Source organism: Streptomyces durocortorensis (assembly GCF_031760065.1).
Lineage (GTDB): Bacteria > Actinomycetota > Actinomycetes > Streptomycetales > Streptomycetaceae > Streptomyces.
In genome coordinates this window covers 1,525,471-1,547,577 of sequence record NZ_CP134500.1, presented here as the reverse complement: position 1 = coordinate 1,547,577, position 22,107 = coordinate 1,525,471, and the positions used below count along the sequence as shown (strand labels likewise).

Sequence of the window (22,107 nt, the reverse complement as noted above, 5' to 3'; positions counted from 1 at the left end):
GCATGACGGACCGTAAGGCTCAACTCGCGGCGAATCTCGCACAGGTGGAGGAAAGGATCTCCTCCGCCTGCGCCGCGGCCGGTCGCAAGCGCGAGGATGTGACCCTGATCGTGGTCACCAAGACCTACCCCGCGAGCGATGTGCGGATCCTGCACGAACTCGGTGTGCGCCATGTCGCGGAGAATCGTGACCAGGACGCGGCGCCCAAAGCCACCGCTTGTGCGGATCTTTCTCTGACATGGCACTTTGTCGGACAGTTGCAGACGAACAAGGTTCGGTCTGTGACGAGTTATGCCGATGTCGTGCAGTCGGTGGACCGGGCCAAGCTGGTCACCGCCCTCTCGGCCGCCGCGGTCCGCGCGGACCGCGAGCTCGGCTGCCTCATCCAGGTCGCCCTGGACGCCGGGAGCGGTGAGCGCGGTGAGCGCGGTGGGGTCGCGCCTGACGGGGTCGAGGAGTTGGCGGCCGCGGTGGACGCGGCCGACGGACTCCGGCTCGACGGTCTGATGACCGTGGCGCCGCTGGCCGGACCGTTTGCGGGACGGCAACGGGCCGCTTTCGACCGGCTGATGGAAATCTCATCCCGCCTGCGCGTCGCCCGTCCGGCTGCGAACATGGTCTCCGCAGGTATGAGCGGGGACTTGGAGGACGCGGTGGCGGCCGGAGCGACACATGTACGCGTCGGTACGGCGGTACTCGGAGACCGACCCCGGCTCGGGTAACGTCGCGAAGCAAGTCGGACCACAGCAGAAAATATGGTCATTCCCACACAAAACGGGGCAGACCACAGTGGATCGCGGGCACTTGGTGACGAATGCCGATCCACCACAGAGCGGAGGACTCGGAGCATGGCCGGCGCGATGCGCAAGATGGCGGTCTACCTCGGCCTCGTGGAGGACGATGGGTACGACGGTCCGGGGTTCGACCCCGATGACGAATTCGAACCTGAGCCGGAGCCCGAGCGCGACCGGCGCCGGCACCAGCCCCCCCACCAGGTGGAGCGGGACCGTGAGCGCGATCGCGAGCGGGAGCGCGAAAGGGACGAACCGGTACGAGTAGTACAGCCGCCCGCTCAGCGCGAGCCGGTTCAGCTCCCCGCGGAAAGCGGGCGACCCGCCCGAATCGCCCCCGTGGCATCCATCACACCCGAACGTCCGAGTCTGGAGAAGAACGCACCGGTGATCATGCCCAAGGTCGTGTCCGAGCGGGAGCCGTACCGCATCACCACGCTGCACCCCAGGACCTACAACGAGGCCCGTACCATCGGGGAACACTTCCGTGAAGGCACTCCGGTGATCATGAATCTCACGGAGATGGACGATACGGATGCGAAGCGACTTGTCGACTTTGCCGCAGGACTCGTCTTCGGTCTCCATGGCAGCATTGAACGCGTGACGCAGAAGGTGTTCCTGTTGTCGCCTGCTAACGTCGATGTCACGGCGGAGGACAAGGCCCGCATCGCAGAGGGCGGATTCTTCAACCAGAGCTGAGAACACGACACCGGGAACGACCCGGCCGCAAGGCCGGAAACCGGCCACCCGGCCGGAGCTACGAGAGCCAGGGGAGAGGGAAGCGCGGGACATGGGCGTCGCACTGGATGTGGTCTATATCGCGCTGATGTGTTTCCTCATCGTGCTGATCTTCCGGCTGGTCATGGACTACGTCTTCCAGTTCGCACGTTCATGGCAACCCGGCAAGGCGATGGTGGTCGTACTTGAGGCCACCTACACTGTCACCGATCCACCGCTCAAGCTTCTGCGGCGGTTCATCCCGCCGCTGCGTCTCGGGGGCGTGGCACTCGACCTGTCCTTCTTCGTTCTGATGATCATCGTCTACATCCTGATCAGCGTTGTGGTCAGGTTGTGAGCGATACGGTCTTGCCGACTGCCGACGACTACGTAGAGGTGAAGAAGAGATGCCGTTGACCCCCGAGGACGTGCGGAACAAGCAGTTCACGACCGTCCGCCTCCGAGAAGGCTATGACGAGGACGAGGTCGATGCCTTTCTCGACGAGGTCGAATCGGAGCTGACCCGTCTGCTCCGTGAGAACGAGGACCTGCGCGCCAAGCTGGCCGCTGCGACGCGCGCCGCCGCGCAGAACCAGCAGCAACAGCAGCAACAGCAGCAGGGTATGCGCAAGCCGCCGGAACAGCAGGATCGCCCGGGCGCGCCCGTTCCCGCCGCCATATCCGGACCGCCGCAGCAGCAGCAGCCCCCGCAGATGGGTCCGCCCCAGCTGCCCGGCGGCGCGCCGCAGCTGCCCGCAGGTCCCAGCGGCCACGGCCCCCAGGGCGGCCACGGCCCCGGTCAGCAGGGCCCGCACGGCCCCGGCCAGATGCAGGGCGGTCCCATGGGTGGCCCCATGGGCGGTCCGATGGGTCACAACCCCCAGCAGCAGATGCAGCAGATGCAGCAGCCGCAGATGCAGCAGCAGGGTCAGGGCCCCGGTGGCGACAGCGCCGCCCGTGTCCTCTCGCTCGCGCAGCAGACCGCCGACCAGGCGATCGCGGAGGCCCGATCCGAGGCCAACAAGATCGTCGGCGAGGCGCGCAGCCGTGCCGAGGGCCTGGAGCGCGACGCGCGCGCCAAGGCCGACGCCCTGGAGCGGGACGCGCAGGAGAAGCACCGTGTGGCGATGGGCTCGCTGGAGTCGGCCCGCGCGACGCTGGAGCGCAAGGTCGAGGACCTGCGCGGCTTCGAGCGCGAGTACCGCACGCGGCTGAAGTCGTACCTGGAGAGCCAGCTGCGTCAGCTGGAGACCCAGGCGGACGACTCGCTCGCCCCGCCGCGGACCCCGGCGACCGCTTCGCTGCCGCCGTCCCCCTCGCTGGCCCCGGCCGGTGCGGGCGCGATGGGTCACTCCATGGGCGGCTCCAACCACGGTGGCCATGGCGGCCAGCAGATGGGTGGCGGCCAGTCCATGGGCAGTGCGCCGTCCTACGGCGGGCAGCAGCAGATGTCGCCCGCGATGACGCAGCCGATGGCACCGGTGCGGCCGCAGGCGCCGCAGCCGATGCAGCAGGCGCCGTCGCCGATGCGCGGGTTTCTGATCGACGAGGACGACAACTGAGCGGTGCGCGCTCGCTGAGCGCGTAGCCGTCGGCAGGCAAAGGGCCGGGCCCCGGGATTTCCCGGGGCCCGGCCCTTTGCCGTGGGCGGGTACGCGGTTGCCGGGTGTGGGTGGGGCGCCTGCGGCGGGCCCGAAACAGGGGCGCCGCCCCGGAGCCCGCCCCGCAGAAGCCGGAGGGGCTGGGTCTGGCCGGATGTTGGAGGCGGGCGCGGGGGTTCGGGGGCGGAGCCCCTGAGGGGGACGGCGAAGGGGCCCGGTCGACTTGTGTCGGCCGGGCCCCTGATCGTGCGGGCTGTCGCGCTGTGGCTACCGCTTGCGCAGGCGGAACGTGAGCGCCAGGCCTTCGTCCTCGAACACCTCGCCGTACGTGTCGTCCGCCTCGCCTTGCGCGTAGTCCAGGGCGAGGACCTCGTCCGCGATCAGCGGGGTGTGCTCGGTGAGGGCCTCGACCGTCGCCGGGGACGTGGAGGTCCAGCGGACGGCGATGCGGTCCGCGACGTCCAGGCCGCTGTTCTTGCGGGCCTCCTGGATCAGGCGGATCGCGTCGCGGGCCAGGCCCGCGCGGCGCAGTTCCGGGGTGATCTCCAGGTCCAGGGCGACCGTCGCGCCCGAGTCCGAGGCGACCGACCAGCCCTCGCGGGGGGTCTCCGTGATGATCACCTCGTCGGGGGAGAGGGTGATCCGCTCGCCCTCCACCTCAACCGTCGCCGTGCCCTCGCGCAGGGCGAGGGAGAGAGCCGCCGCGTCCGCCTCGGCCACCGCCTTGGCCACCGCCTGCACACCCTTGCCGAACCGCTTGCCCAGTGCCCGGAAGTTCGCCTTCGCCGTCGTGTCGACCAGCGAGCCGCCCACCTCGGAGAGCGAGGCCAGGGACGTGACGTTCAGCTCCTCCGTGATCTGCGCGCGCAGCTCCGGGGAGAGGGCGTCGAAGCCGTTCGCCGCGACGAGTGCGCGCGACAGCGGCTGCCGCGTCTTCACACCCGACTCGGCGCGCGTCGCCCGGCCCAGCTCCACGAGGCGGCGCACCAGCGCCATCTGCGTGGAGAGCGTCGGATCGATCGCGGAGACCTCCGCCTTGGGCCAGGTGGACAGGTGCACCGATTCCGGGGCGTCGGGGGTGACCGGGGCGATCAGGTCCTGCCAGACCCGCTCCGTGATGAACGGGGTCAGCGGGGCCATCAGACGCGTCACCGTCTCGACGACCTCGTGCAGCGTGCGCAGCGCCGCCTTGTCGCCCTGCCAGAAGCGGCGGCGCGAGCGGCGTACGTACCAGTTGGACAGGTCGTCCACGAACGCGGAGAGCAGCTTGCCCGCGCGCTGGGTGTCGTAGCCCTCCATGGAGACCGTCATCTGGTCCACCAGCGCGTTCAGTTCGCTCAGCAGCCAGCGGTCCAGGACCGTGCGGTCCGCAGGGGCCGGGTCGGCCGCCGAGGGGGCCCAGCCCGAGGTGCGCGCGTACAGGGCCTGGAAGGCGACCGTGTTCCAGTAGGTGAGGAGCGTCTTGCGGACGACCTCCTGGATGGTGCCGTGGCCCACCCGTCGTGCCGCCCAGGGGGAGCCGCCCGCCGCCATGAACCACCGCACCGCGTCCGCCCCGTGCTGGTCCATCAGCGGGATCGGCTGGAGGATGTTCCCCAGGTGCTTGGACATCTTGCGGCCGTCCTCGGCGAGGATGTGGCCCAGGCAGACCACGTTCTCGTAGGACGACTTGTCGAAGACCAGGGTGCCTACCGCCATCAGCGTGTAGAACCAGCCGCGGGTCTGGTCGATGGCCTCCGAGATGAACTGCGCCGGGTAGCGGCTCTCGAAGATCTCCTTGTTCTTGTACGGGTAGCCCCACTGCGCGAACGGCATCGAACCCGAGTCGTACCAGGCGTCGATGACCTCCGGGACGCGGTACGCCTCCAGCCGGCAGTCCTCGTGCGGGCAGGTGAAGGTGATCTCGTCGATGAACGGACGGTGGGGGTCCAGGTTCGACTGGTCGGCGCCCGTCAGTTCCGTCAGCTCCGCGCGTGAGCCCACGCACGTCAGGTGGTTGTCCTCGCACCGCCAGATCGGCAGCGGCGTACCCCAGTAGCGGTTGCGGGAGAGCGCCCAGTCGACGTTGTTGTTCAGCCAGTCGCCGAAGCGGCCGTTCTTGACCGTGTCCGGGAACCAGTTGGTCTTCTCGTTCTCCTCAAGGAGGCGGTCCTTGATCGCCGTCGTCCTGATGTACCAGGACGGCTGCGCGTAGTAGAGCAGCGCCGTGTGGCAGCGCCAGCAGTGCGGGTAGCTGTGCTCGTACGGGACGTGGCGGAAGAGCTTGCCCCGCGCCTCCAGGTCCGCGGTGAGCGCCTCGTCGGCCTTCTTGAAGAAGACGCCGCCGACCAGCGGGAGATCCTCTTCGAAAGTGCCGTCGGGGCGGACCGGATTGACCACCGGGAGGCCGTACGCACGGCAGACCACGAGGTCGTCGGCGCCGAACGCGGGGGACTGGTGGACCAGACCCGTACCGTCCTCGGTCGTGACGTACTCGGCGTTGACCACGTAGTGGGCTTCCGCCGGGAACTCGACCAGGGCGAAGGGGCGCTCGTAGGTCCAGCGCTCCATCTCCGCGCCGGTGAACGACTGGCCGGTCACCTCCCAGCCCTCGCCGAGGGCCTTCTCCAGGAGCGGTTCGGCGACGACGAGCTTCTCCTCGCCGTTCGTCGCGACGACATAGCGGACCTCGGGGTGCGCGGCGACCGCCGTATTGGACACCAGGGTCCAGGGGGTGGTCGTCCACACCAGGAGGGCCGCCTCGCCCGCCAGCGGGCCGGAGGTCAGGGGGAAGCGGACGAAGACCGAGGGGTCGACGACCGTCTCGTAGCCCTGGGCCAGCTCGTGGTCGGACAGGCCCGTGCCGCAGCGGGGGCACCAGGGGGCGACCCGGTGGTCCTGGACCAGCAGGTCCTTGTTGAAGATCTCCTTCAGCGACCACCACACGGAGTCGACGTACTCGGGGTCCATCGTGCGGTACGCGTCGTCCAGGTCGACCCAGTAGCCCATACGGGTCGTGAGCTCGGCGAAGGCGTCGGTGTGCCGGGTCACGGACTCACGGCACTTGGCGTTGAACTCGGCGATGCCGAACGCCTCGATGTCCTTCTTGCCGTTGAAGCCCAGTTCCTTCTCCACCGCGAGTTCGACCGGCAGGCCGTGGCAGTCCCAGCCGGCCTTGCGGCCCACGTGGTAGCCCTGCATGGTGCGGAAGCGGGGGAAGACGTCCTTGAAGACGCGGGCCTCGATGTGGTGGGCGCCCGGCATGCCGTTGGCGGTGGGCGGGCCCTCGTAGAAGACCCACTCGGGGCGGCCCTCGGACTGTTCGAGGCTCCGGGCGAAGATCTTGCTCTCGCGCCAGAAGTCGAGCACGGCGTGCTCCAGCGCGGGCAGGTCGACCTGGGCGGGTACCTGGCGGTACTGCGGCGATGTCATGTGCGGCTTCCTCCGGCGGACGTCTTCCACTTCCGTCGGAGGGACGAGAGCGCCTCGGCTCCCGCGGTACCACCCTCCTTGGCCGCGGGCGTGCGCCCGTGGCCCCCTCATTGGGGTCGCGATGCCGGGTCTAGTGGCCCCAAGGCGTTCTTCCGGCGGCTCCGGGGTGATCTTCACGTCGCGCTCGCCCCCGGGCTCCCACCGTCCCCGGGTCGCTGCTGGCTGCGTACGGCGCTACTCGTCCCATCCATGCCTCTCGCTGGGCCCAGTGTACGGGCCCGTACGGCCGACGGCCGACCGGTTATCGGGGGCGCGCGGGCGTGACCCGAGTGGGCGGACGGGGCGTACGGACTTCCCGGCGGGCCGCGCGGGCCGGATTACCCGGCGGGGAGCTGGGAACAACGGATGCAGGCGCGCCACGACCGGGTCCCGGGAGAGGAGGAACGGCGGCGTGCCCCGTTGCCGCGGCGCTGGGGTCGATTTATCGTCCCAGCACGATTCGCGAGCAAGATCACAATATGTGAAGGGGCCGCGGCCATGGTGGCGAAGAAGACGGCGGAAGAGACCGCGGCCGAGCACGACGGCGCCCACGAGCCACCGGCCGAGCCCGCGGAGGAGACGGCGAAGAAGAGCGCCGCCAAGAAGACGACTACCAAGAAGGCAGCGAAGAAGACGGCCCCCCCAACGGCCCCCCGGAAGGCCGTGGCCAAGAAGGCGGCCGCGAAGAAGACCGCCGACGGGAAAGCCGTCCCCAAGAAGAGCACCGCCAAGAAGACCGGGGCCAAGAAGGCCGCGAAGAAGGCCGCGACGACGGCCACGGGGGCGGCCGAGGCCGCCGAGCAGACGGGAGCCCACACGGTGGTAGCCAAGAAGAGCGCTAGTCGCCCCGCAGCAGGCGCACAGGCGACGGCCCCGGTGCCGCCGGCCCGCGCGGCCGCCCCCGGCGAGCTGGCCGTACGGCCCGGGGAGGACCCCTGGACGCCCGCGGAGGTCGACGAGGCACGGACGCTGCTGACCAGCGAGACCCTGCGGCTGCGCAGCGAGCTGGAGGCCTCGGGCGCGGCGCTCGCCGGGCTGATGCGGGACTCCGGCGACGGCGCGGGCGACGACGAGGCCGACACCGGCACCAAGAACATCACCCGCGAGCACGAGCTGTCGCTCGCCGCCAACGCCCAGGAGATGCTGGAGCAGACCGAGCGGGCGCTCGCCCGGCTGGAGGCGGGGACCTACGGGCTCTGCGAGGTCTGCGGCAAACCGATCGGGAAGGCCCGGATGCAGGCGTTCCCCCGGGCCACCCTGTGCGTCGAGGACAAACAGAAGCAGGAGCGGCGCGGCTGATCCGCACAGGTGTGTCGTACCCTCATCCTCAGTCAGGCATCTAGGTTGAGGGACTCACGTGGCAGAGGCGGAGCGCATCATCGGTACGCCGGACAATCCCGAGGCCGAGGGCACGGACGAGGGCGGCAGCACGGCCGCCGACGCCGCCGTGAACGCGGGCACGGGCAAGCGCAGGATCCTCGTGCTCATCGGCGTCTCCGTCGTCGCCTACCTGCTCGACCTGATCAGCAAGATGATCGTGGTCGCCAAGCTGGAGCACCAGCCGCCGATCGACATCATCGGCGACTGGCTCCAGTTCCGCGCGCTCCGCAACCCGGGCGCCGCCTTCGGGTTCGGCGAGGCGTTCACGGTGATCTTCACCATCATCGCCGCCGGGGTGATCGTGGTCATCGTCCGGCTCGCCCGCAAGCTCTACAGCCTGCCGTGGGCCATCGCCCTGGGACTGCTCCTGGGCGGTGCGCTCGGCAACCTCACCGACCGGCTCTTCCGGGCGCCCGGCGTGTTCGAGGGCGCGGTGGTGGACTTCATCGCCCCCAAGCACTTCGCGGTCTTCAACCTCGCCGACTCCGCGATCGTGTGCGGCGGCATCCTCATCGTGATCCTCTCCTTCAAGGGCCTGGACCCCGACGGGACCGTCCACAAGGACTGACGGCTCCGGGCGGACCGACCGCCCGGCGCGGGGACCCGCGGGCGCAAGGCATACTCGACAGGTGAGTACGCACCCCGAGATCCGCACCCTGCCCGTACCGGACGGCCTGGAGGGCGAGCGCGTCGACGCCGCCATCTCCCGGATGTTCGGTTTCTCCCGCACCAAGGCCGCCGAGCTGGCCGCAGCCGGGAAGGTGCAGGTGGACGGTTCGGTGGCCGGAAAGTCCGAGCGGGTCCACGGCGGCGCCTGGCTGGAAGTGGAGATGCCGCAGGCGGCCCCTCCCGTCCAGATCGTCGCCGAGCCCGTCGAGGGCATGGAGATCGTCCACGACGACGACGACATCGTGGTCATCGTGAAGCCCGTCGGCGTCGCCGCCCACCCCAGCCCCGGCTGGACCGGCACCACCGTCATCGGCGGACTCGCCGCCGCCGGGTACCGGATCTCGACCTCCGGCGCCGCCGAGCGCCAGGGCATCGTGCACCGCCTCGACGTCGGCACCTCCGGCCTGATGGTCGTCGCCAAGTCCGAGCGCGCCTACACCCTGCTCAAGGCCCAGTTCCGCGACCGGGTCGTCGAGAAGAAGTACCACGCGCTCGTCCAGGGCCACCCGGACCCGATGAGCGGCACCATCGACGCCCCCATCGGGCGCCACCCCAACCACGACTACAAGTGGGCGGTCACCGCCGAGGGCAAGCCGTCGGTGACCCACTACGACCTCATCGAGGCCTACCGTGCCGCCAGCCTCCTGGACATCAAGCTGGAGACCGGCCGCACGCACCAGATCCGGGTCCACATGTCCGCACACCGCCACCCCTGCGTCGGCGACCTGACGTACGGCGCCGACCCGACCCTCGCCAAGCGGCTCGGGCTGACCCGGCAGTGGCTGCACGCGGTGCGCCTGGGCTTCGAGCATCCGGCCGACGGCAGCTGGGTGGAGTTCTCCAGCAGCTATCCGGCCGACCTCCAGAAGGCCCTCGACACCATCTCCGCGGAGAGCCAGTGACCTCGGCGCCATCCGCGTACAGCACCCGCAGGGCCGTCGAGGAGAGCGACCTCGCGGCCTGTTTCCAGGTGCGCAAGGACGTCTTCGTCGGTGAGCAGAACGTGCCCGAGGAGATCGAGTACGACGCCCACGACGCGACCGCCGTGCATGTGCTCGCCGTCGCGCCGGACGGCACGGCGCTGGGTACGGGACGGCTGCTCCACGGGGAGGCCGCGTCGGGCAGGACCGGTGGCGATCTCACCGTCGGCTCGCTGGGCCGGCTCGCGGTGACCCGGGAGGCCCGCGGCCTCGGGGTCGGCGCGGCCCTCGTACGCGCCCTGGAGGACGAGGCGGGCCGGCTCGGCCTGGCCGCCGTCGACCTGCACGCCCAGACCCACGCCCTCGGCTTCTACGAGCGGCTCGGATACGTCGCGTACGGCCCCGAGTTCCCCGACGCGGGCATCCCGCACCGCGCCATGCGACGGGACATCCGCCCGGCCTGAGTACCCCGAAAGGGACCGAAGCAGAGGGTATCGACCGAATCGCACACCGCGCGTGGCAGGGTGGAAGCCTTGTCCGGCCGTGGGCGACGGCCCGGACCCTTGCGCTCCGGAAGGCACACCGTGGATCAACTGACACTGCTGCTCCTGCTGTTGCTCGGAGCTGTGGTCACGGTGCCGCTCGGCGCACGGCTGGGCCTCCCGGCGCCGGTGCTGATGACCCTGGCGGGCATCGCGATGGCGTTCACGCCGTTCGTTCCGAGTGTCGACATCCCGCCGGAGATCATTCTTCCCGCGCTGCTCCCGCCGCTGCTCTACGCCACCGTGCAGCGCACCTCCTGGCGGCAGTTCGCCGCCAACAAACGCCCGATCTTCCTGCTGGCCGTCGCCCTGGTCTTCGTCACCACCGCCGCCGTCGCCGCGGTCGCCAACTCGATCGTGCCGGGGCTGCCCATCGCCGCGGCCGTCGTGCTCGGCGCCCTCGTCGCCCCGCCGGACCCGGTGGCGGCGACCGCCGTGGCGGGTTCCGTGGGGCTGCCGCGCCGGCTCGTCTCCATCCTGGAGGGCGAGGGGCTCTTCAACGACGTCACCGCCATCGTGCTCTACCACGTGGCCATCGCCGCCGCCGTCAGCGGAACCTTCTCGCTCCCCGAGGCCTTCGGGCTGCTGATCCTCTCCGCCGTCGTCGCGGTCGTCGTCGGCCTCGCGCTCGGCTGGCTGACCATCAAGCTGATGAACCTGCTCGGCGACGCCACCCTCCAGGTCGGCCTGACCCTGCTGGTGCCCTTCGTCGCCTACGTCCTGGCGGAGGAGCTGATGGGCTCCGGTGTGCTGGCCGTCCTGACCGTCGCGCTCTTCCTCGCCGAGCACACCGCCGACGCCGACGACGTGCTCGGCCGGCTCACCGGTCGCACCTTCTGGGACATCGTCGACACGTTGGTCACCGGCGTGGCCTTCGGGCTCATCGGCCTGGAGCTGCACAGCGTGTTCGGCACCGCCGACGGGCGGGCACTGGAGATGGTCGGCTGGGGGCTCGCGGTCGTCGTGGTCGTCGTCGGCGTACGCCTGCTGTGGCTGCTGCCCGCGACCTGGCTCGCCAAGCGGCTGCACACCCGGCGGGACGTCAGCGAGGAGATTCCCACCAGCTGGCGGGAGACCGTCGTGATGTGGTGGGCCGGGATGCGCGGGGTGGCCTCGGTCGCCCTGGCGCTGGCGATCCCGCTGGAGACGGACGACGGGCGCCCGTTCCCCGGGCGCGACGAGATCATCTTCATCGCGTTCGCCGTGATCATGGTCACCCTGGTCTTCCAGGGGCTCACCCTGCCCTGGCTGGTCCGCAAGCTGAAGGTCCGGGCCGACACCGCCGCCGAAGAGGCCCTGGAACGGGACCTTGCCATCCGGGCCGCCAAGGCCGCCAAGTACCGCCTCAAGGAGATCCAGGAGGTGGAAGAGTTCCCCGAGGAGGTCGTGGAGCGCCTCCAGCGCGCCGCGTACGACATCGGGGCCCGGATCAGCCCGGACATGGTCGACGAGGAGCGGCGCGAGGCGTACGCGCGGCGCGCCGACCGCTTCAGGGCGGTGAGCCGGGTCCAGCGCGAGATGATGTCGGCCGCCCGCCACGAGGTGCTCGCCGCGCGCAGCGAGGCCGGGGCCGACCCCGAGGTCGTGGACCGGGTGCTGCGGTATCTGGACTTCCGCTCGCTGCGCTGAGCGGCTGCGCGCCCCGGCCTTCGGGTACGGGGTCAGCCGCGGCCGGTCCGGGGGGCCTTGCCGGCGGGCGGGGCGCTCCCGTTGCGGCCGGGCCCGTCCGCCGGATCGGCCCACTGCTCGCCCGGCGGCAGCACGGCGGGCGCGGTGGCGATCCGCGGCAGCGCGTACGGATGGTGGTCGCGCAACCAGCCGATCAGCTGCTCGCGCACCGCGCAGCGCACCGTCCAGATGTCGTTCGCGTCCTTCGCCGTGACCACCGCGCGCACCTCGATGGTGGTGGGCGTGGTGTCGGTGACGGCCAGCGACCAGTCCCGGCCGTCCCAGGCACCGATGTCGCCGAGGACGTCACGCAGTTTCTCCCGCATCGCGGCCACCGGAGCGGAGTGATCGAGCTGGAAGTAGACCGTGCCGGTCATCTGCGCCCCACCGCGCGACCAGTTCTCGAAAGGCTTGCTGGTGAAGTACGAGACCGGCATCGTGATCCGCCGCTCGTCCCAGGTACGTACCGACAGGAACGTCAGGGTGATCTCGTCGATCGTGCCCCACTCGCCGTCCACCACCACGGTGTCGCCGATCCGCACCATGTCGCCGAACGCGATCTGGAGCCCGGCGAAGAGATTGCCGAGCGTCGACTGGGCGGCGACGCCCGCGACGATGCCGAGCAGACCGGCCGAGGCCAGCATCGACGTGCCGACCGCCCGCATCGGGGGGAACGTCAGCAGCATCGCCGCGATGGCGACCACCGTCACCACGGCGATGACCACCCGCTGGATCAGCGTCACCTGCGTACGGACCCGGCGGACCCGGGCCGGATCACGGGTGGCCGCCGCGTACCGGCTGTAACTGGCCTCCACGATCATCGCCGCGATCCGCACCACCAGCCAGGCGGACGCGCCGATCAGTACCAGGGTCAGGACCTGGCCTATCCCGGCCCGGTGCTCCCGCACCCAGGCGATGCCCGACTGGCGGTAACTGGCGCTCAGCAGCGCCGTGATGATCACCACCTGCAACGGAGGCCTGCAGCGCCGCAGCAGCCCCCACAGCGGGGTCTCGTGGTGACGGCTGTCGGCCCGCCGCAGCAGCCGGTCGACCAGCCAGCCGACCAGCAGGGTGATCACCACGGAACCGCCGATGACGATCAGCGGGCGCAGCACGCTCTCCATTGCTTTCGTTCTCCAAGCTGTTAGGGCAGCCCTCAGGGCACCAATGGCACCATAGGCCTCATGAACATCATGCTTTTCCACTCGACGTACGGGCTCAGGCCCGCCGTGCACGCGGCTGCCGCGCGTCTCCGGGACGCCGGCCACCAGGTGCGCGTGCCCGATCTGTTCGAGGGGCACACCTTTGACACGGTGGAAGAGGGCATGGCCTACAAGGACGAGGTCGGCAAGGAGGAGCTGCTGAAGCGCGCCGTGCTGGCCGCCGCACCCTACTCCGACCAGGGGCTCGTCTACGCGGGCTTCTCCCTGGGGGCGGCGACCGCGCAGACCCTGGCCCTCGGCGACGCGAAGGCGCGCGGGCTGCTGCTGTTCCACGGCACCTCGGACATCGCCGAGAACGCCTCGGTCGACGACCTCCCCGTCCAGCTGCACGTCGCGGACCCGGACCCCTTCGAGTCCCACGACTGGCTGAACAGCTGGTACCTCCAGATGCAGCGGACCGGTGCGGACGTGGAGGTCTACCGCTACCCCGGGGCCGGGCACCTGTTCACCGACCCCGATCTGCACGACTACGACCAGGCGGCCGCCGAGCAGACCTGGAAGGTCGCGCTCGGCTTCCTCGCCACGCTGTAGCCCGGTGCGCGGCGCTCAGCGCACCGGACGGTCGGCCCGCTCGACGCGCTGGGTACCCCGGCGGGTGCGGTAGGAGCGGGCCCAGGCGGAGGTGGCGTCCTTGGCCGTCCTGTCGGAGAGCACGTAGTAGTCCATCTGCGCCCGCTCCGCGGTCACGTCCAGCACCCCGTAGCCGTGCGCGTCCATGTCGACCCACTTCACATGGCGGTTGGCCGCCCGTACGGCCGCGGCTGCGACCAGCGACACGGTCCGTGGGGCGACCCGCAGGATGTCGTCGAGGTTGTCCGAGGTCACCGACGTGACCACGAACTCCGTGGCGGCCGACGGCGACAGCGGATAGGTGGCCGCCCTCGTGGGTACGTCGTTGGCCCAGGCCATATGGACGTCGCCGGTCAGGAACACCGTGTCCGCGATGGACCGGTCCCGCAGATGCGCGATCAGCTCCCTGCGGTCGTCGGTGTAGCCGTCCCACTGGTCGACGTTGACCGCGAGGCCCTCCTTCGGCAGCCCCAGCAGCCCCGCCAGCGGCTCCAGCAGATGGGCGGGGAGCGCGCCGAAGGCGACCGGGGAGATCATCACCGACGTACCGACCAGCTGCCAGGCCGCACCCGAGGCGGCGAGGCCCGCTTTCAGCCAGTCCAGCTGGGCCCGGCCGGTGACCGTGCGCTCCGGGTCGTCCACCCGCCCGCTGCCGATGGACGCCTGCTGGGAGCGGAAGCTGCGCAGATCCAGCAGATGGAGATCGGCGAGCCGCCCGAAGCGGAGCCGCCGGTAGACAGTGCCCTCGGTGGAGGCGCGGACCGGCATCCACTCGAAGTACGCCCGTTTGGCCGCGGCCACCCGCTGCTCCCACGCCCCCTCCGTGTCCGGGGTGTGGTTCTGCGCCCCGCCCGACCAGGCGTTGTTGGCGAACTCGTGGTCGTCCCAGATCGCGATCACCGGGTGCGCCGCGTGCAGCGCCTGGAGGTCGGCGTCGGTCTTGTAGTTCCCGTGCCGGGTGCGGTAGTCGGTGAGGCTCAGGATCTCGTGGGCGGGCAGGTGCTCGCGCAGCGCCGTGCCCTGCGTGGGGTACTGGCCGGTGCCGTACTCGTAGAGGTAGTCGCCCAGGTGCAGGACAGCGTCCAGATCCGGACGGGCGGCGAGATGGCGGTACGCGGAGAACCAGCCGGCCTCCCAGTTGGCGCACGACACCACGCCGAAGCGGATGCCGGGGGCGGCGGCGTCGGCCGCGGGGGCGGTGCGGGTGCGGCCGACGGGGGAGACCACACCGGTCGTCGCGTCGCCCGCGGTGTGGTCGTCGCCCGCGGTGAATCGGAAGTAGTACGCCGTGGCCGGGCGCAGCCCCCGTACGTCGGCCTTCACGGTGTGGTCGGAGGCGGCCGAGGCGACGGCGGTGCCGCTCGCGGATATTCGCGCGAACTCCCGGTCCTCAGCGACTTCCCAGTGCACGGGGGTGGCCGCGCCGCGGCCCGAGCCGGGCTCCGCGCCGGGTTCGGGGGTGACGCGCGTCCACAGCAGGACACCGTCGGGCAGCGGGTCACCGGAGGCGACGCCGTGGAGGAAGGCGGGCGGCCCGGCCGGGTGGGCGGGGGCGGCGGAGGTGGTGGTGGCCGTGGCGAGTACGGGGGCGGCGGCGGCGCTCGCGGCGGCGGCCCGTACGACCGTGCGGCGGCGCGGCGAGGAAGGGTGTCGACTGGTCACGGCCGATCACCCTACGGGCGCGTACGGCGAGCGGGCGGGCGAACAGCGTAAGTTCGCCCGCCCGTCGGGAAACCGTCGCCGGAAGGCGGCCCGCCGGTCGGCGGGGAGGAGGGGCAGGCGCCCCGGCTGCTACGCCTTGAGCGCCTTGTCGACAGCCGCCGTGAACTCGGCCGCCGTCATCGGGGCGTTGCTGCTGCCCTCGCTGGTGACCGTCTTGCCGTCCATCTTCAGCGTCGGCGTGCCCTTCACATCGCTGTCGTTGAACGCCTTGGACATCTTCATCGCCCAGGCGTCGTACGTGCCGTCCTCGACGTCCTTCTGGAAGGCCTTGTTGCCCTTCAGGGCGTCGACCGAGTCCGCGATCTCGATCAGGTAGCTGTCCTTGGCGAACTTGTCCTCGCTCTCCTGCGGGTGGAACTCCTCCGAGTACAGCGCGGCCTTGAAGTCCAGGAACGCCTCGGGGCTCACGTTCAGCGCCGCGCCGAGCGCGCTCAGGGCGTTCTTGGAGCCCTCGCCGTTGTCGGTGTTGTCGATGAAGGTCGCGCCGACGTACTTGACCTTGTACTTGCCGGCCTCGACGTCCTTCGCGAGGGTCTCGCCGATGCCCTGCTCGAAGGTGGCGCAGACCGGACAGCGCGAGTCCTCGTACAGCTCCAGGGTCTTCTTGGCGCTCGGCTCGCCGATCACCACGGTGGTGCCGTCGTCGCCGGAGGTGTTCTTGGGCGCCGTCACGTTCTTCGCGTCGGCGGCGGCCTCCCAGGCGTCGGGCTTGTTCAGCTGCATCACGCCGTAGCTGATGCCGCCGACCACGGCCAGGGCGGCGACGACCGAGACCGCGACGACGAGCTGCTTGCGGGTCCGGTCCTTCTTCGCCTGCCGCTCCCGCTCGGCACGCAGCCGCTCGCGGGCCGCTGCCTTGTTCGCCTGGCTGTTGCGCTTGCTCATGATCGTTCTCCGTGAATGCGTGGTACGTGCGGGGAGTGGGCGGTGCGCTGCGCGCATGCGTCGCCGCGGCCTCAGGCAGCGGCGTACAGCGCGGGCGGCGGGCCCCTGCGTCCCACACAGTGCACGAGGAAGCGGGCGGTCAGGCGCGGGCGCGGGCGCCCGGCGGGGCGCGGGCGGGGGCCCAGGGAGGGAAGGCTCGCCCGCACCACGGCGGCCGCGACGAGCATCGGCCGGAACGTCGTCAGGGCCGCCGCGCGCAGCAGCCCGGCCAGGGCGGCCTCACCGCGCCGCAGCCAGGCCGCGGCGAGCAGTCCCACGGACACATGGGCGACGAGCAGCAGCCACGGCACGGCGGGCCCGGGGTGCGCCAGCAGGGCCGCCGCACGGTCGCCCGCACCGGCCACGTCGGCCAGCGGCGTGCCCATCGCGCCGACGCCCGCGATCCGGGCCCCGCCCGCACCGACCTCGCCGCCGCCGCAGAGGACGTCGAAGCCCACCGCGCGCAGCGGCCCCGCGACCGGGCCGCCGGCCGCCCCGTAACAGAGGTGCTGGCCGGTGGTGAAGAGCGTGTCGGCCGCCAGCTCCAGCGGGACCAGCAGCCCCGCGATCGGCCAGAAGCCGCGCTCCCGGCCGGCCAGGGCGTACGCCACGGCGAACACGACCGCCGCGAGCAGCGCGACCGCGGTCAGCGGCAGCGGGACCCGGGAGAGCAGCACATGGGACGCGGTGGACAGGGTGACGACGAGCGCGGTGAAGAGCGCCGCGCGCGCCACCCTGAGCTGCGTCCCTGAGATGTCCATCGCCGGAAAGTGTGTCATGTACTGAGGTAAGCGGGCCTTAAAAGAGGCTGAGAGCCGTGGCCCGTGCGGTTGTGCGGGACTACAGCCCCGGGATCCGGCCGTTGCGGAAGAGGTCCACGAAGATCTGGTGGTCCGCGCGGGCCCGGGAGCCGTAGCTGTGGGCGAAGTCGACCAGCAGCGGCGCGAAGCTCTCCTCGTCGGCCGCGATGGCCGCGTCGATCGCCCGCTCCGTGGAGAACGGCACCAGCGAGTGACCGCTCTCGTCGTCGGCCGCCGCGTGCATGGTCGCCGTCGCCCGGCCCAGATCGGCGACGACCGCCGCGATCTCGTCCACCTCGTCGATGTCGGACCAGTCCAGATCGACCGCGTACGGGGAGACCTCGGCGACCAGCTGGCCCATGCCGTCCAGCTCGGTCCAGCCCAGCCAGGGGTCCGCGTGCGCCTGGAGCGCGCGCTGCGAGATCACCGTGCGGTGCCCCTCGTGCTGGAAGTAGTCCCGCACGGCGGCGTCCGTGATGTGCCGGGCGACCGCCGGGGTCTGCGCCTGCTTGAGGTAGATCACCACATCGTTCTCCAGGGCGTCGCTGTTGCCCTCCAGCAGGATGTTGTACGAGGGGAGCCCGGCCGATCCGATGCCGATGCCCCGGCGGCCCACGACGTCCTTCACCCGGTAGGAATCGGGGCGGCTCAGGCTCGACTCCGGCAGCGTCTCCAGATAGCCGTCGAAGGCGGCCAGCACCTTGTAGCGCGTCGCGGCGTCCAGATCGATCGCCCCGCCGCCGTCGGCGAACCGGCGCTCGAAGTCCCGGATCACGGTCATCGAGTCCAGCAGCGAGAAGCGGGTCAGCGAGCGGGCGGCGCGCAGCGCGCCCAGCAGCGGGCCTTCCGCCGTGTCCAGGGTGAAGGGCGGCACCTCGTCGTTCTTCGCGCCCGTCGCCAGCGCGTGGATGCGATGGCGGTAGGCCCCGGCGAAGATCCGGACCAGCTCGCTGATCTGCTCGTCGGCCAGCGCCTTCGCGTAGCCGATCAGGGCCACGGAGGCGGCGAAGCGCTTCAGGTCCCAGGTGAAGGGGCCGACATACGCCTCGTCGAAGTCGTTGACGTTGAAGACGAGGCGGCCGTTGGCGTCCATGTAGGTGCCGAAATTCTCCGCGTGCAGATCGCCGTGGATCCACACCCGGCCGGTGCGCTCGTCGAGGAACGGGCCGCCGTGCCGCTCCCGCTCCAGGTCGTCGTAGAACAGGCAGGCCGTGCCCCGGTAGAAGGCGAAGGCCGAGCCCGCCATCTTGCGGAACTTGACCCGGAAGGCGGCCGGATCGGCGGCCAGCAGCTCCCCGAAGGCGGTGTCGAAAACGGCGAGAATCTGCTCCCCGCGCCGCGCTGCGCCGGTCTGCGTTTCCGACATCTCTTGCTGCCTCCTGCTGTCGTTGGCGTACCTGGCGGGCCAACGGCCCACGTGACCGAGTGCATGACAAAACGGACACCGGTTCCGCCCTGTCCAACGCTCGGCGGAGGCCCGGAGTGCCCGCTGTCGGGCTCCTTCACGTCGTAGACTTCCACGCTGTCCCCCCGTCCGTCATCGCCCGACTTCCCGGAGGCCCGACGCCGTGACCAAGCCGCCCTTCACGCACCTGCACGTCCACACCCAGTACTCGCTGCTGGACGGTGCCGCGCGGCTCAAGGACATGTTCGAGGCGGCCAACGAGATGGGCATGACGCACATCGCGATGACCGACCACGGCAACCTCCACGGGGCGTACGACTTCTTCCACTCCGCGAAGAAGGCGGACGTCACACCGATCATCGGCATCGAGGCGTACGTCGCCCCCGAGTCGCGCAAGCACAAGCGCAAGGTGCAGTGGGGGCAGCCGCACCAGAAGCGCGACGACGTGTCCGGTTCCGGTGGTTACACCCACAAGACGATCTGGGCGTCCAACAAGACGGGGCTGCACAACCTCTTCCGGCTCTCCTCCGACGCGTACGCCGAGGGCTGGCTCCAGAAGTGGCCCCGGATGGACAAGGAGACCATCGCCCAGTGGTCCGAGGGCCTGATCGCGTCCACCGGCTGCCCCTCCGGCGAGGTGCAGACCCGGCTGCGGCTCGGCCAGTTCGACGAGGCGGTCCAGGCGGCCTCCGACTACAAGGACATCTTCGGGGCGGACAAGTACTTCCTGGAGCTGATGGACCACGGCATCGAGATCGAGCGCCGGGTCCGCGACGGGCTCCTGGAGATCGGCCGGAAGCTCGGCATCCCGCCGCTGGTCACCAACGACTCCCACTACACGTACGCGCACGAGGCCACCGCCCACGACGCGCTGCTGTGCATCCAGACCGGCAAGAACCTCTCCGACCCGGACCGCTTCCGCTTCGACGGCACCGGCTACTACCTGAAGACGACGGAGGAGATGTACGCCATCGACTCCTCCGACGCCTGGCAGGAGGGGTGCGCCAACACCCTCCTGGTCGCCCAGCAGATCGACACCACCGGCATGTTCGAGGCGAAGAACCTCATGCCGAAGTTCGAGATCCCGGACGGCTTCACGGAGATCACCTGGTTCCAGGAGGAAGTCCGGAACGGGATGAAGCGCCGCTTCCCGAACGGCGTGCCCGACGACCGGCAGAAGCAGGTCGAGTACGAGATGGACATCATCATCCAGATGGGGTTCCCGGGGTACTTCCTGGTCGTCGCCGACTTCATCATGTGGGCCAAGAACAACGGCATCGCGGTCGGCCCCGGGCGTGGTTCGGCGGCCGGTTCGATCGTGGCGTACGCGATGGGCATCACCGACCTCGACCCGATCGAGCACGGGCTGATCTTCGAGCGGTTCCTCAACCCCGAGCGCGTCTCGATGCCCGATGTCGACATCGACTTCGACGAGCGCCGGCGCGTCGAGGTGATCCGGTACGTGACCGAGAAGTACGGCGCCGACAAGGTCGCCATGATCGGCACGTACGGCAAGATCAAGGCGAAGAACGCCATCAAGGACTCGGCCCGTGTGCTGGGCTACCCGTACGCGATGGGCGACCGGCTCACCAAGGCCATGCCCGCCGACGTCCTCGGCAAGGGCATCGACCTCAACGGCATCACCGATCCCAAGCACCCCCGCTACAGCGAGGCGGGCGAGATCCGGGGGATGTACGAGAGCGAGCCCGACGTCAAGAAGGTCATCGACACCGCCAAGGGCGTCGAGGGCCTGGTCCGGCAGATGGGCGTGCACGCCGCCGGCGTCATCATGTCCAGCGAGCCGATCGTCGACCACGCGCCGCTCTGGACGCGACACACCGACGGCGTCACCATCACGCAGTGGGACTACCCGCAGTGCGAGTCGCTCGGCCTGCTGAAGATGGACTTCCTCGGCCTGCGCAACCTGACGATCATGGACGACGCCATCAAGATGGTGAAGTCCAACAAGGGCATCGACCTGGAGATGCTCCACCTGCCGCTGGACGACCCCAAGACGTACGAACTGCTCTGCCGGGGTGACACGCTCGGCGTCTTCCAGTTCGACGGCGGCCCGATGCGCTCCCTGCTCCGCCAGATGCAGCCCGACAACTTCGAGGACATCTCCGCCGTCTCGGCCCTCTACCGGCCGGGCCCGATGGGCATGAACTCGCACACGAACTACGCGGAGCGCAAGAACGGCCGCCAGGAGATCACCCCGATCCATCCGGAGCTGGAGGAGCCCCTCAAGGAGGTCCTCGGCCTCACCTACGGCCTGATCGTCTACCAGGAGCAGGTCCAGAAGGCCGCCCAGATCGTCGCGGGGTACTCGCTCGGCGAGGCCGACATCCTGCGCCGCGTGATGGGCAAGAAGAAGCCCGAGGAGCTGGCGAAGAACTTCGTCCTCTTCGAGAAGGGCGCCAAGGAGAAGGGGTTCTCCGACGCGGCGATCAAGGCGCTGTGGGACGTCCTGGTGCCGTTCGCCGGATACGCGTTCAACAAGGCGCACTCCTCGGCGTACGGTCTCGTCACCTACTGGACCGCGTACCTCAAGGCGAACTACCCCGCCGAGTACATGGCGGCCCTGCTGACCTCGGTCAAGGACGACAAGGACAAGTCCGCGGTCTACCTCAACGAGTGCCGCCGCATGGGCATCAAGGTGCTCCCGCCGAACGTCAACGAGTCGCTGTCCAACTTCGCAGCCCAGGGCGACGACGTGATCCTGTTCGGCCTGACCGCCGTCCGCAACGTCGGCCAGAACGTCGTCGACTCGATCATCCGCTCCCGCAAGGCGAAGGGGAAGTACAGCTCCTTCCCCGACTTCCTCGACAAGGTCGAGGCGGTCGTCTGCAACAAGCGCACCGTCGAATCGCTGATCAAGGCCGGCGCCTTCGACGAGATGGGCCACACCCGCAAGGGCCTCGTCGCCCACCACGAGCCGATGATCGACAACGTGGTCCAGGTCAAGCGCAAGGAGGCCGAGGGCCAGTTCGACCTCTTCGGCGGCATGGGCGAGGAGGAGAGCGACGAGCCGGGCTTCGGGCTCGACGTGGAGTTCTCCGACGTCGAGTGGGAGAAGGCCTACCTGCTCGCCCAGGAGCGGGAGATGCTCGGTCTGTACGTCTCCGACCACCCGCTCTTCGGCCTGGAGCACGTGCTGTCCGACAAGGCCGACGCCTCGATCTCCCAGCTCACCGGGGGGGACTACTCGGACGGCTCCGTCGTCACCGTCGGCGGCATCATCTCCGGCCTCCAGCGCAAGATGACCAAGCAGGGCAACGCCTGGGCCATCGCCACCGTGGAGGACCTCGCGGGCTCCATCGAGTGCATGTTCTTCCCCGCCACCTACCAGCTGGTCTCCACCCAGCTCGTCGAGGACACCGTCGTCTTCGTCAAGGGACGTCTGGACAAGCGCGAGGACGTGCCCCGGCTGGTCGCCATGGAGATGCAGGTCCCCGACATCTCCAACGCCGGGACCAATGCCCCGGTCGTCCTCACCATCCCCACCGTGAAGATCACCCCGCCGATGGTCACCCGGCTCGGCGAGGTGCTCAGCCACCACCGGGGCGACACCGAGGTGCGGATCAAGCTCCAGGGGCCGCGCACGACGACAGTGCTGCGCCTGGACCGGCACCGGGTCAAGCCCGACCCGGCGCTCTTCGGTGACCTGAAGGTGCTGCTCGGGCCCTCCTGCCTGGCCGGCTGAGCGGCCGCGTACGACGAGAGGG

General features: G+C 70.2%; 17 protein-coding genes. 11 read left to right on the top strand and 6 right to left on the bottom strand.

Translation table 11 applies throughout. From position 1 onward, the window contains the following. The first annotated feature begins 2 nt into the window (after positions 1–2). The 4 genes from RI138_RS06825 to RI138_RS06810 all read left to right on the top strand — a co-directional run bounded on the left by RI138_RS06825 (position 3) and on the right by RI138_RS06810 (position 3,070). Entirely contained in the window at positions 3–722 is a 720-nt protein-coding gene (locus RI138_RS06825) for a YggS family pyridoxal phosphate-dependent enzyme (protein WP_311119179.1), read from the top strand. Positions 723–848: 126 nt separating this feature from the next. Further along, positions 849–1,490: a cell division protein SepF gene (locus RI138_RS06820; protein ID WP_096631108.1), complete on the top strand. Its 642-nt coding sequence runs from the start codon at positions 849–851 to the stop codon at positions 1,488–1,490. 91 nt (positions 1,491–1,581) lie between these two features. Then, a complete protein-coding gene (locus RI138_RS06815) occupies positions 1,582–1,866 on the top strand; it encodes a YggT family protein (protein ID WP_006123846.1) in 285 nt (94 codons plus the stop codon). A gap of 49 nt (positions 1,867–1,915) precedes the next feature. Further along, positions 1,916–3,070 carry a DivIVA domain-containing protein gene (locus tag RI138_RS06810; RefSeq protein WP_311119178.1) on the top strand — a complete coding sequence of 385 codons (1,155 nt, stop codon included), beginning with the start codon at positions 1,916–1,918 and terminating at the stop codon, positions 3,068–3,070. Positions 3,071–3,376: 306 nt separating this feature from the next. On the opposite strand, the gene ileS is transcribed toward RI138_RS06810, so the two are convergent. After that, positions 3,377–6,520: an isoleucine--tRNA ligase gene (gene ileS, locus RI138_RS06805; RefSeq protein WP_311119177.1), complete on the bottom strand. Its 3,144-nt coding sequence runs from the start codon at positions 6,518–6,520 to the stop codon at positions 3,377–3,379. 537 nt (positions 6,521–7,057) lie between these two features. Here ileS and RI138_RS06800 point away from each other — a divergent pair. The 5 genes from RI138_RS06800 (at position 7,058) to RI138_RS06780 (ending at position 11,699) form a co-directional block, all read left to right on the top strand. Next, positions 7,058–7,858 (top strand): TraR/DksA family transcriptional regulator, encoded by an 801-nt coding sequence (locus RI138_RS06800; RefSeq protein WP_311119176.1) that lies wholly within the window; start codon positions 7,058–7,060, stop codon positions 7,856–7,858. Positions 7,859–7,916: 58 nt separating this feature from the next. Then, the gene (lspA, locus tag RI138_RS06795; RefSeq protein ID WP_311119175.1) at positions 7,917–8,507 is read left to right on the top strand and encodes a signal peptidase II; all 591 of its coding nucleotides are present in this window, start codon (positions 7,917–7,919) and stop codon (positions 8,505–8,507) included. A 61-nt stretch (positions 8,508–8,568) separates the two neighbouring features. Continuing rightward, positions 8,569–9,510, top strand: coding sequence for an RluA family pseudouridine synthase (locus RI138_RS06790; protein ID WP_096631099.1), 942 nt, complete (start codon positions 8,569–8,571; stop codon positions 9,508–9,510). Then, complete coding sequence (locus RI138_RS06785) at positions 9,507–9,992, top strand: GNAT family N-acetyltransferase (RefSeq protein ID WP_311119174.1); 486 nt, start codon at positions 9,507–9,509, stop codon at positions 9,990–9,992. Before RI138_RS06790 ends, RI138_RS06785 begins: the two co-directional genes overlap by 4 nt. Positions 9,993–10,112: 120 nt before the next feature. Then, entirely contained in the window at positions 10,113–11,699 is a 1,587-nt protein-coding gene (locus tag RI138_RS06780) for a Na+/H+ antiporter (protein WP_311119173.1), read from the top strand. 32 nt (positions 11,700–11,731) lie between these two features. Here the strand turns inward: RI138_RS06780 and RI138_RS06775 are convergent, their stop codons facing one another. Beyond that, positions 11,732–12,862, bottom strand: coding sequence for a mechanosensitive ion channel family protein (locus RI138_RS06775; RefSeq protein ID WP_311119172.1), 1,131 nt, complete (start codon positions 12,860–12,862; stop codon positions 11,732–11,734). Between the two features lie 51 nt (positions 12,863–12,913). On the opposite strand from RI138_RS06775, the gene RI138_RS06770 reads away from it, so the two are divergent. Further along, positions 12,914–13,492 (top strand): dienelactone hydrolase family protein, encoded by a 579-nt coding sequence (locus tag RI138_RS06770; RefSeq protein ID WP_311122813.1) that lies wholly within the window; start codon positions 12,914–12,916, stop codon positions 13,490–13,492. Between the two features lie 15 nt (positions 13,493–13,507). Here the strand turns inward: RI138_RS06770 and RI138_RS06765 are convergent, their stop codons facing one another. The 4 genes from RI138_RS06765 to RI138_RS06750 all read right to left on the bottom strand — a co-directional run bounded on the left by RI138_RS06765 (position 13,508) and on the right by RI138_RS06750 (position 18,343). After that, entirely contained in the window at positions 13,508–15,193 is a 1,686-nt protein-coding gene (locus tag RI138_RS06765) for an alkaline phosphatase D family protein (protein ID WP_311119171.1), read from the bottom strand. Between the two features lie 129 nt (positions 15,194–15,322). Next, entirely contained in the window at positions 15,323–16,138 is an 816-nt protein-coding gene (locus tag RI138_RS06760; RefSeq protein WP_311119170.1) for a DsbA family protein, read from the bottom strand. A gap of 71 nt (positions 16,139–16,209) precedes the next feature. Continuing rightward, positions 16,210–16,938, bottom strand: coding sequence for a hypothetical protein (locus tag RI138_RS06755; protein WP_311119169.1), 729 nt, complete (start codon positions 16,936–16,938; stop codon positions 16,210–16,212). Positions 16,939–17,017: 79 nt separating this feature from the next. After that, positions 17,018–18,343, bottom strand: a complete 1,326-nt coding sequence (locus RI138_RS06750; RefSeq protein WP_398862502.1) for a DUF2252 domain-containing protein — start codon at positions 18,341–18,343, stop codon at positions 17,018–17,020. Positions 18,344–18,545: 202 nt separating this feature from the next. Between RI138_RS06750 and dnaE the strand changes: the two genes are divergently transcribed. Further along, positions 18,546–22,085 carry a DNA polymerase III subunit alpha gene (dnaE, locus tag RI138_RS06745; RefSeq protein WP_311119167.1) on the top strand — a complete coding sequence of 1,180 codons (3,540 nt, stop codon included), beginning with the start codon at positions 18,546–18,548 and terminating at the stop codon, positions 22,083–22,085. Positions 22,086–22,107: the final 22 nt, after the last annotated feature.

Excerpts from the sequence above, each read along its gene's own strand:
- RI138_RS06825 (WP_311119179.1), top strand. The coding sequence starts at position 3 with ATGACGGACCGTAAGGCTCAACTCGCGGCGAATCTCGCACAGGTGGAG.
- RI138_RS06820 (WP_096631108.1), top strand. The coding sequence starts at position 849 with ATGGCCGGCGCGATGCGCAAGATGGCGGTCTACCTCGGCCTCGTGGAG.
- RI138_RS06815 (WP_006123846.1), top strand. The coding sequence starts at position 1,582 with ATGGGCGTCGCACTGGATGTGGTCTATATCGCGCTGATGTGTTTCCTC.
- RI138_RS06810 (WP_311119178.1), top strand. The coding sequence starts at position 1,916 with ATGCCGTTGACCCCCGAGGACGTGCGGAACAAGCAGTTCACGACCGTC.
- ileS (WP_311119177.1), bottom strand. The coding sequence starts at position 6,520 with ATGACATCGCCGCAGTACCGCCAGGTACCCGCCCAGGTCGACCTGCCC.
- RI138_RS06800 (WP_311119176.1), top strand. The coding sequence starts at position 7,058 with ATGGTGGCGAAGAAGACGGCGGAAGAGACCGCGGCCGAGCACGACGGC.
- RI138_RS06775 (WP_311119172.1), bottom strand. The coding sequence starts at position 12,862 with ATGGAGAGCGTGCTGCGCCCGCTGATCGTCATCGGCGGTTCCGTGGTG.
- RI138_RS06760 (WP_311119170.1), bottom strand. The coding sequence starts at position 16,138 with ATGAGCAAGCGCAACAGCCAGGCGAACAAGGCAGCGGCCCGCGAGCGG.
- RI138_RS06755 (WP_311119169.1), bottom strand. The coding sequence starts at position 16,938 with ATGGACATCTCAGGGACGCAGCTCAGGGTGGCGCGCGCGGCGCTCTTC.
- RI138_RS06750 (WP_398862502.1), bottom strand. The coding sequence starts at position 18,343 with ATGTCGGAAACGCAGACCGGCGCAGCGCGGCGCGGGGAGCAGATTCTC.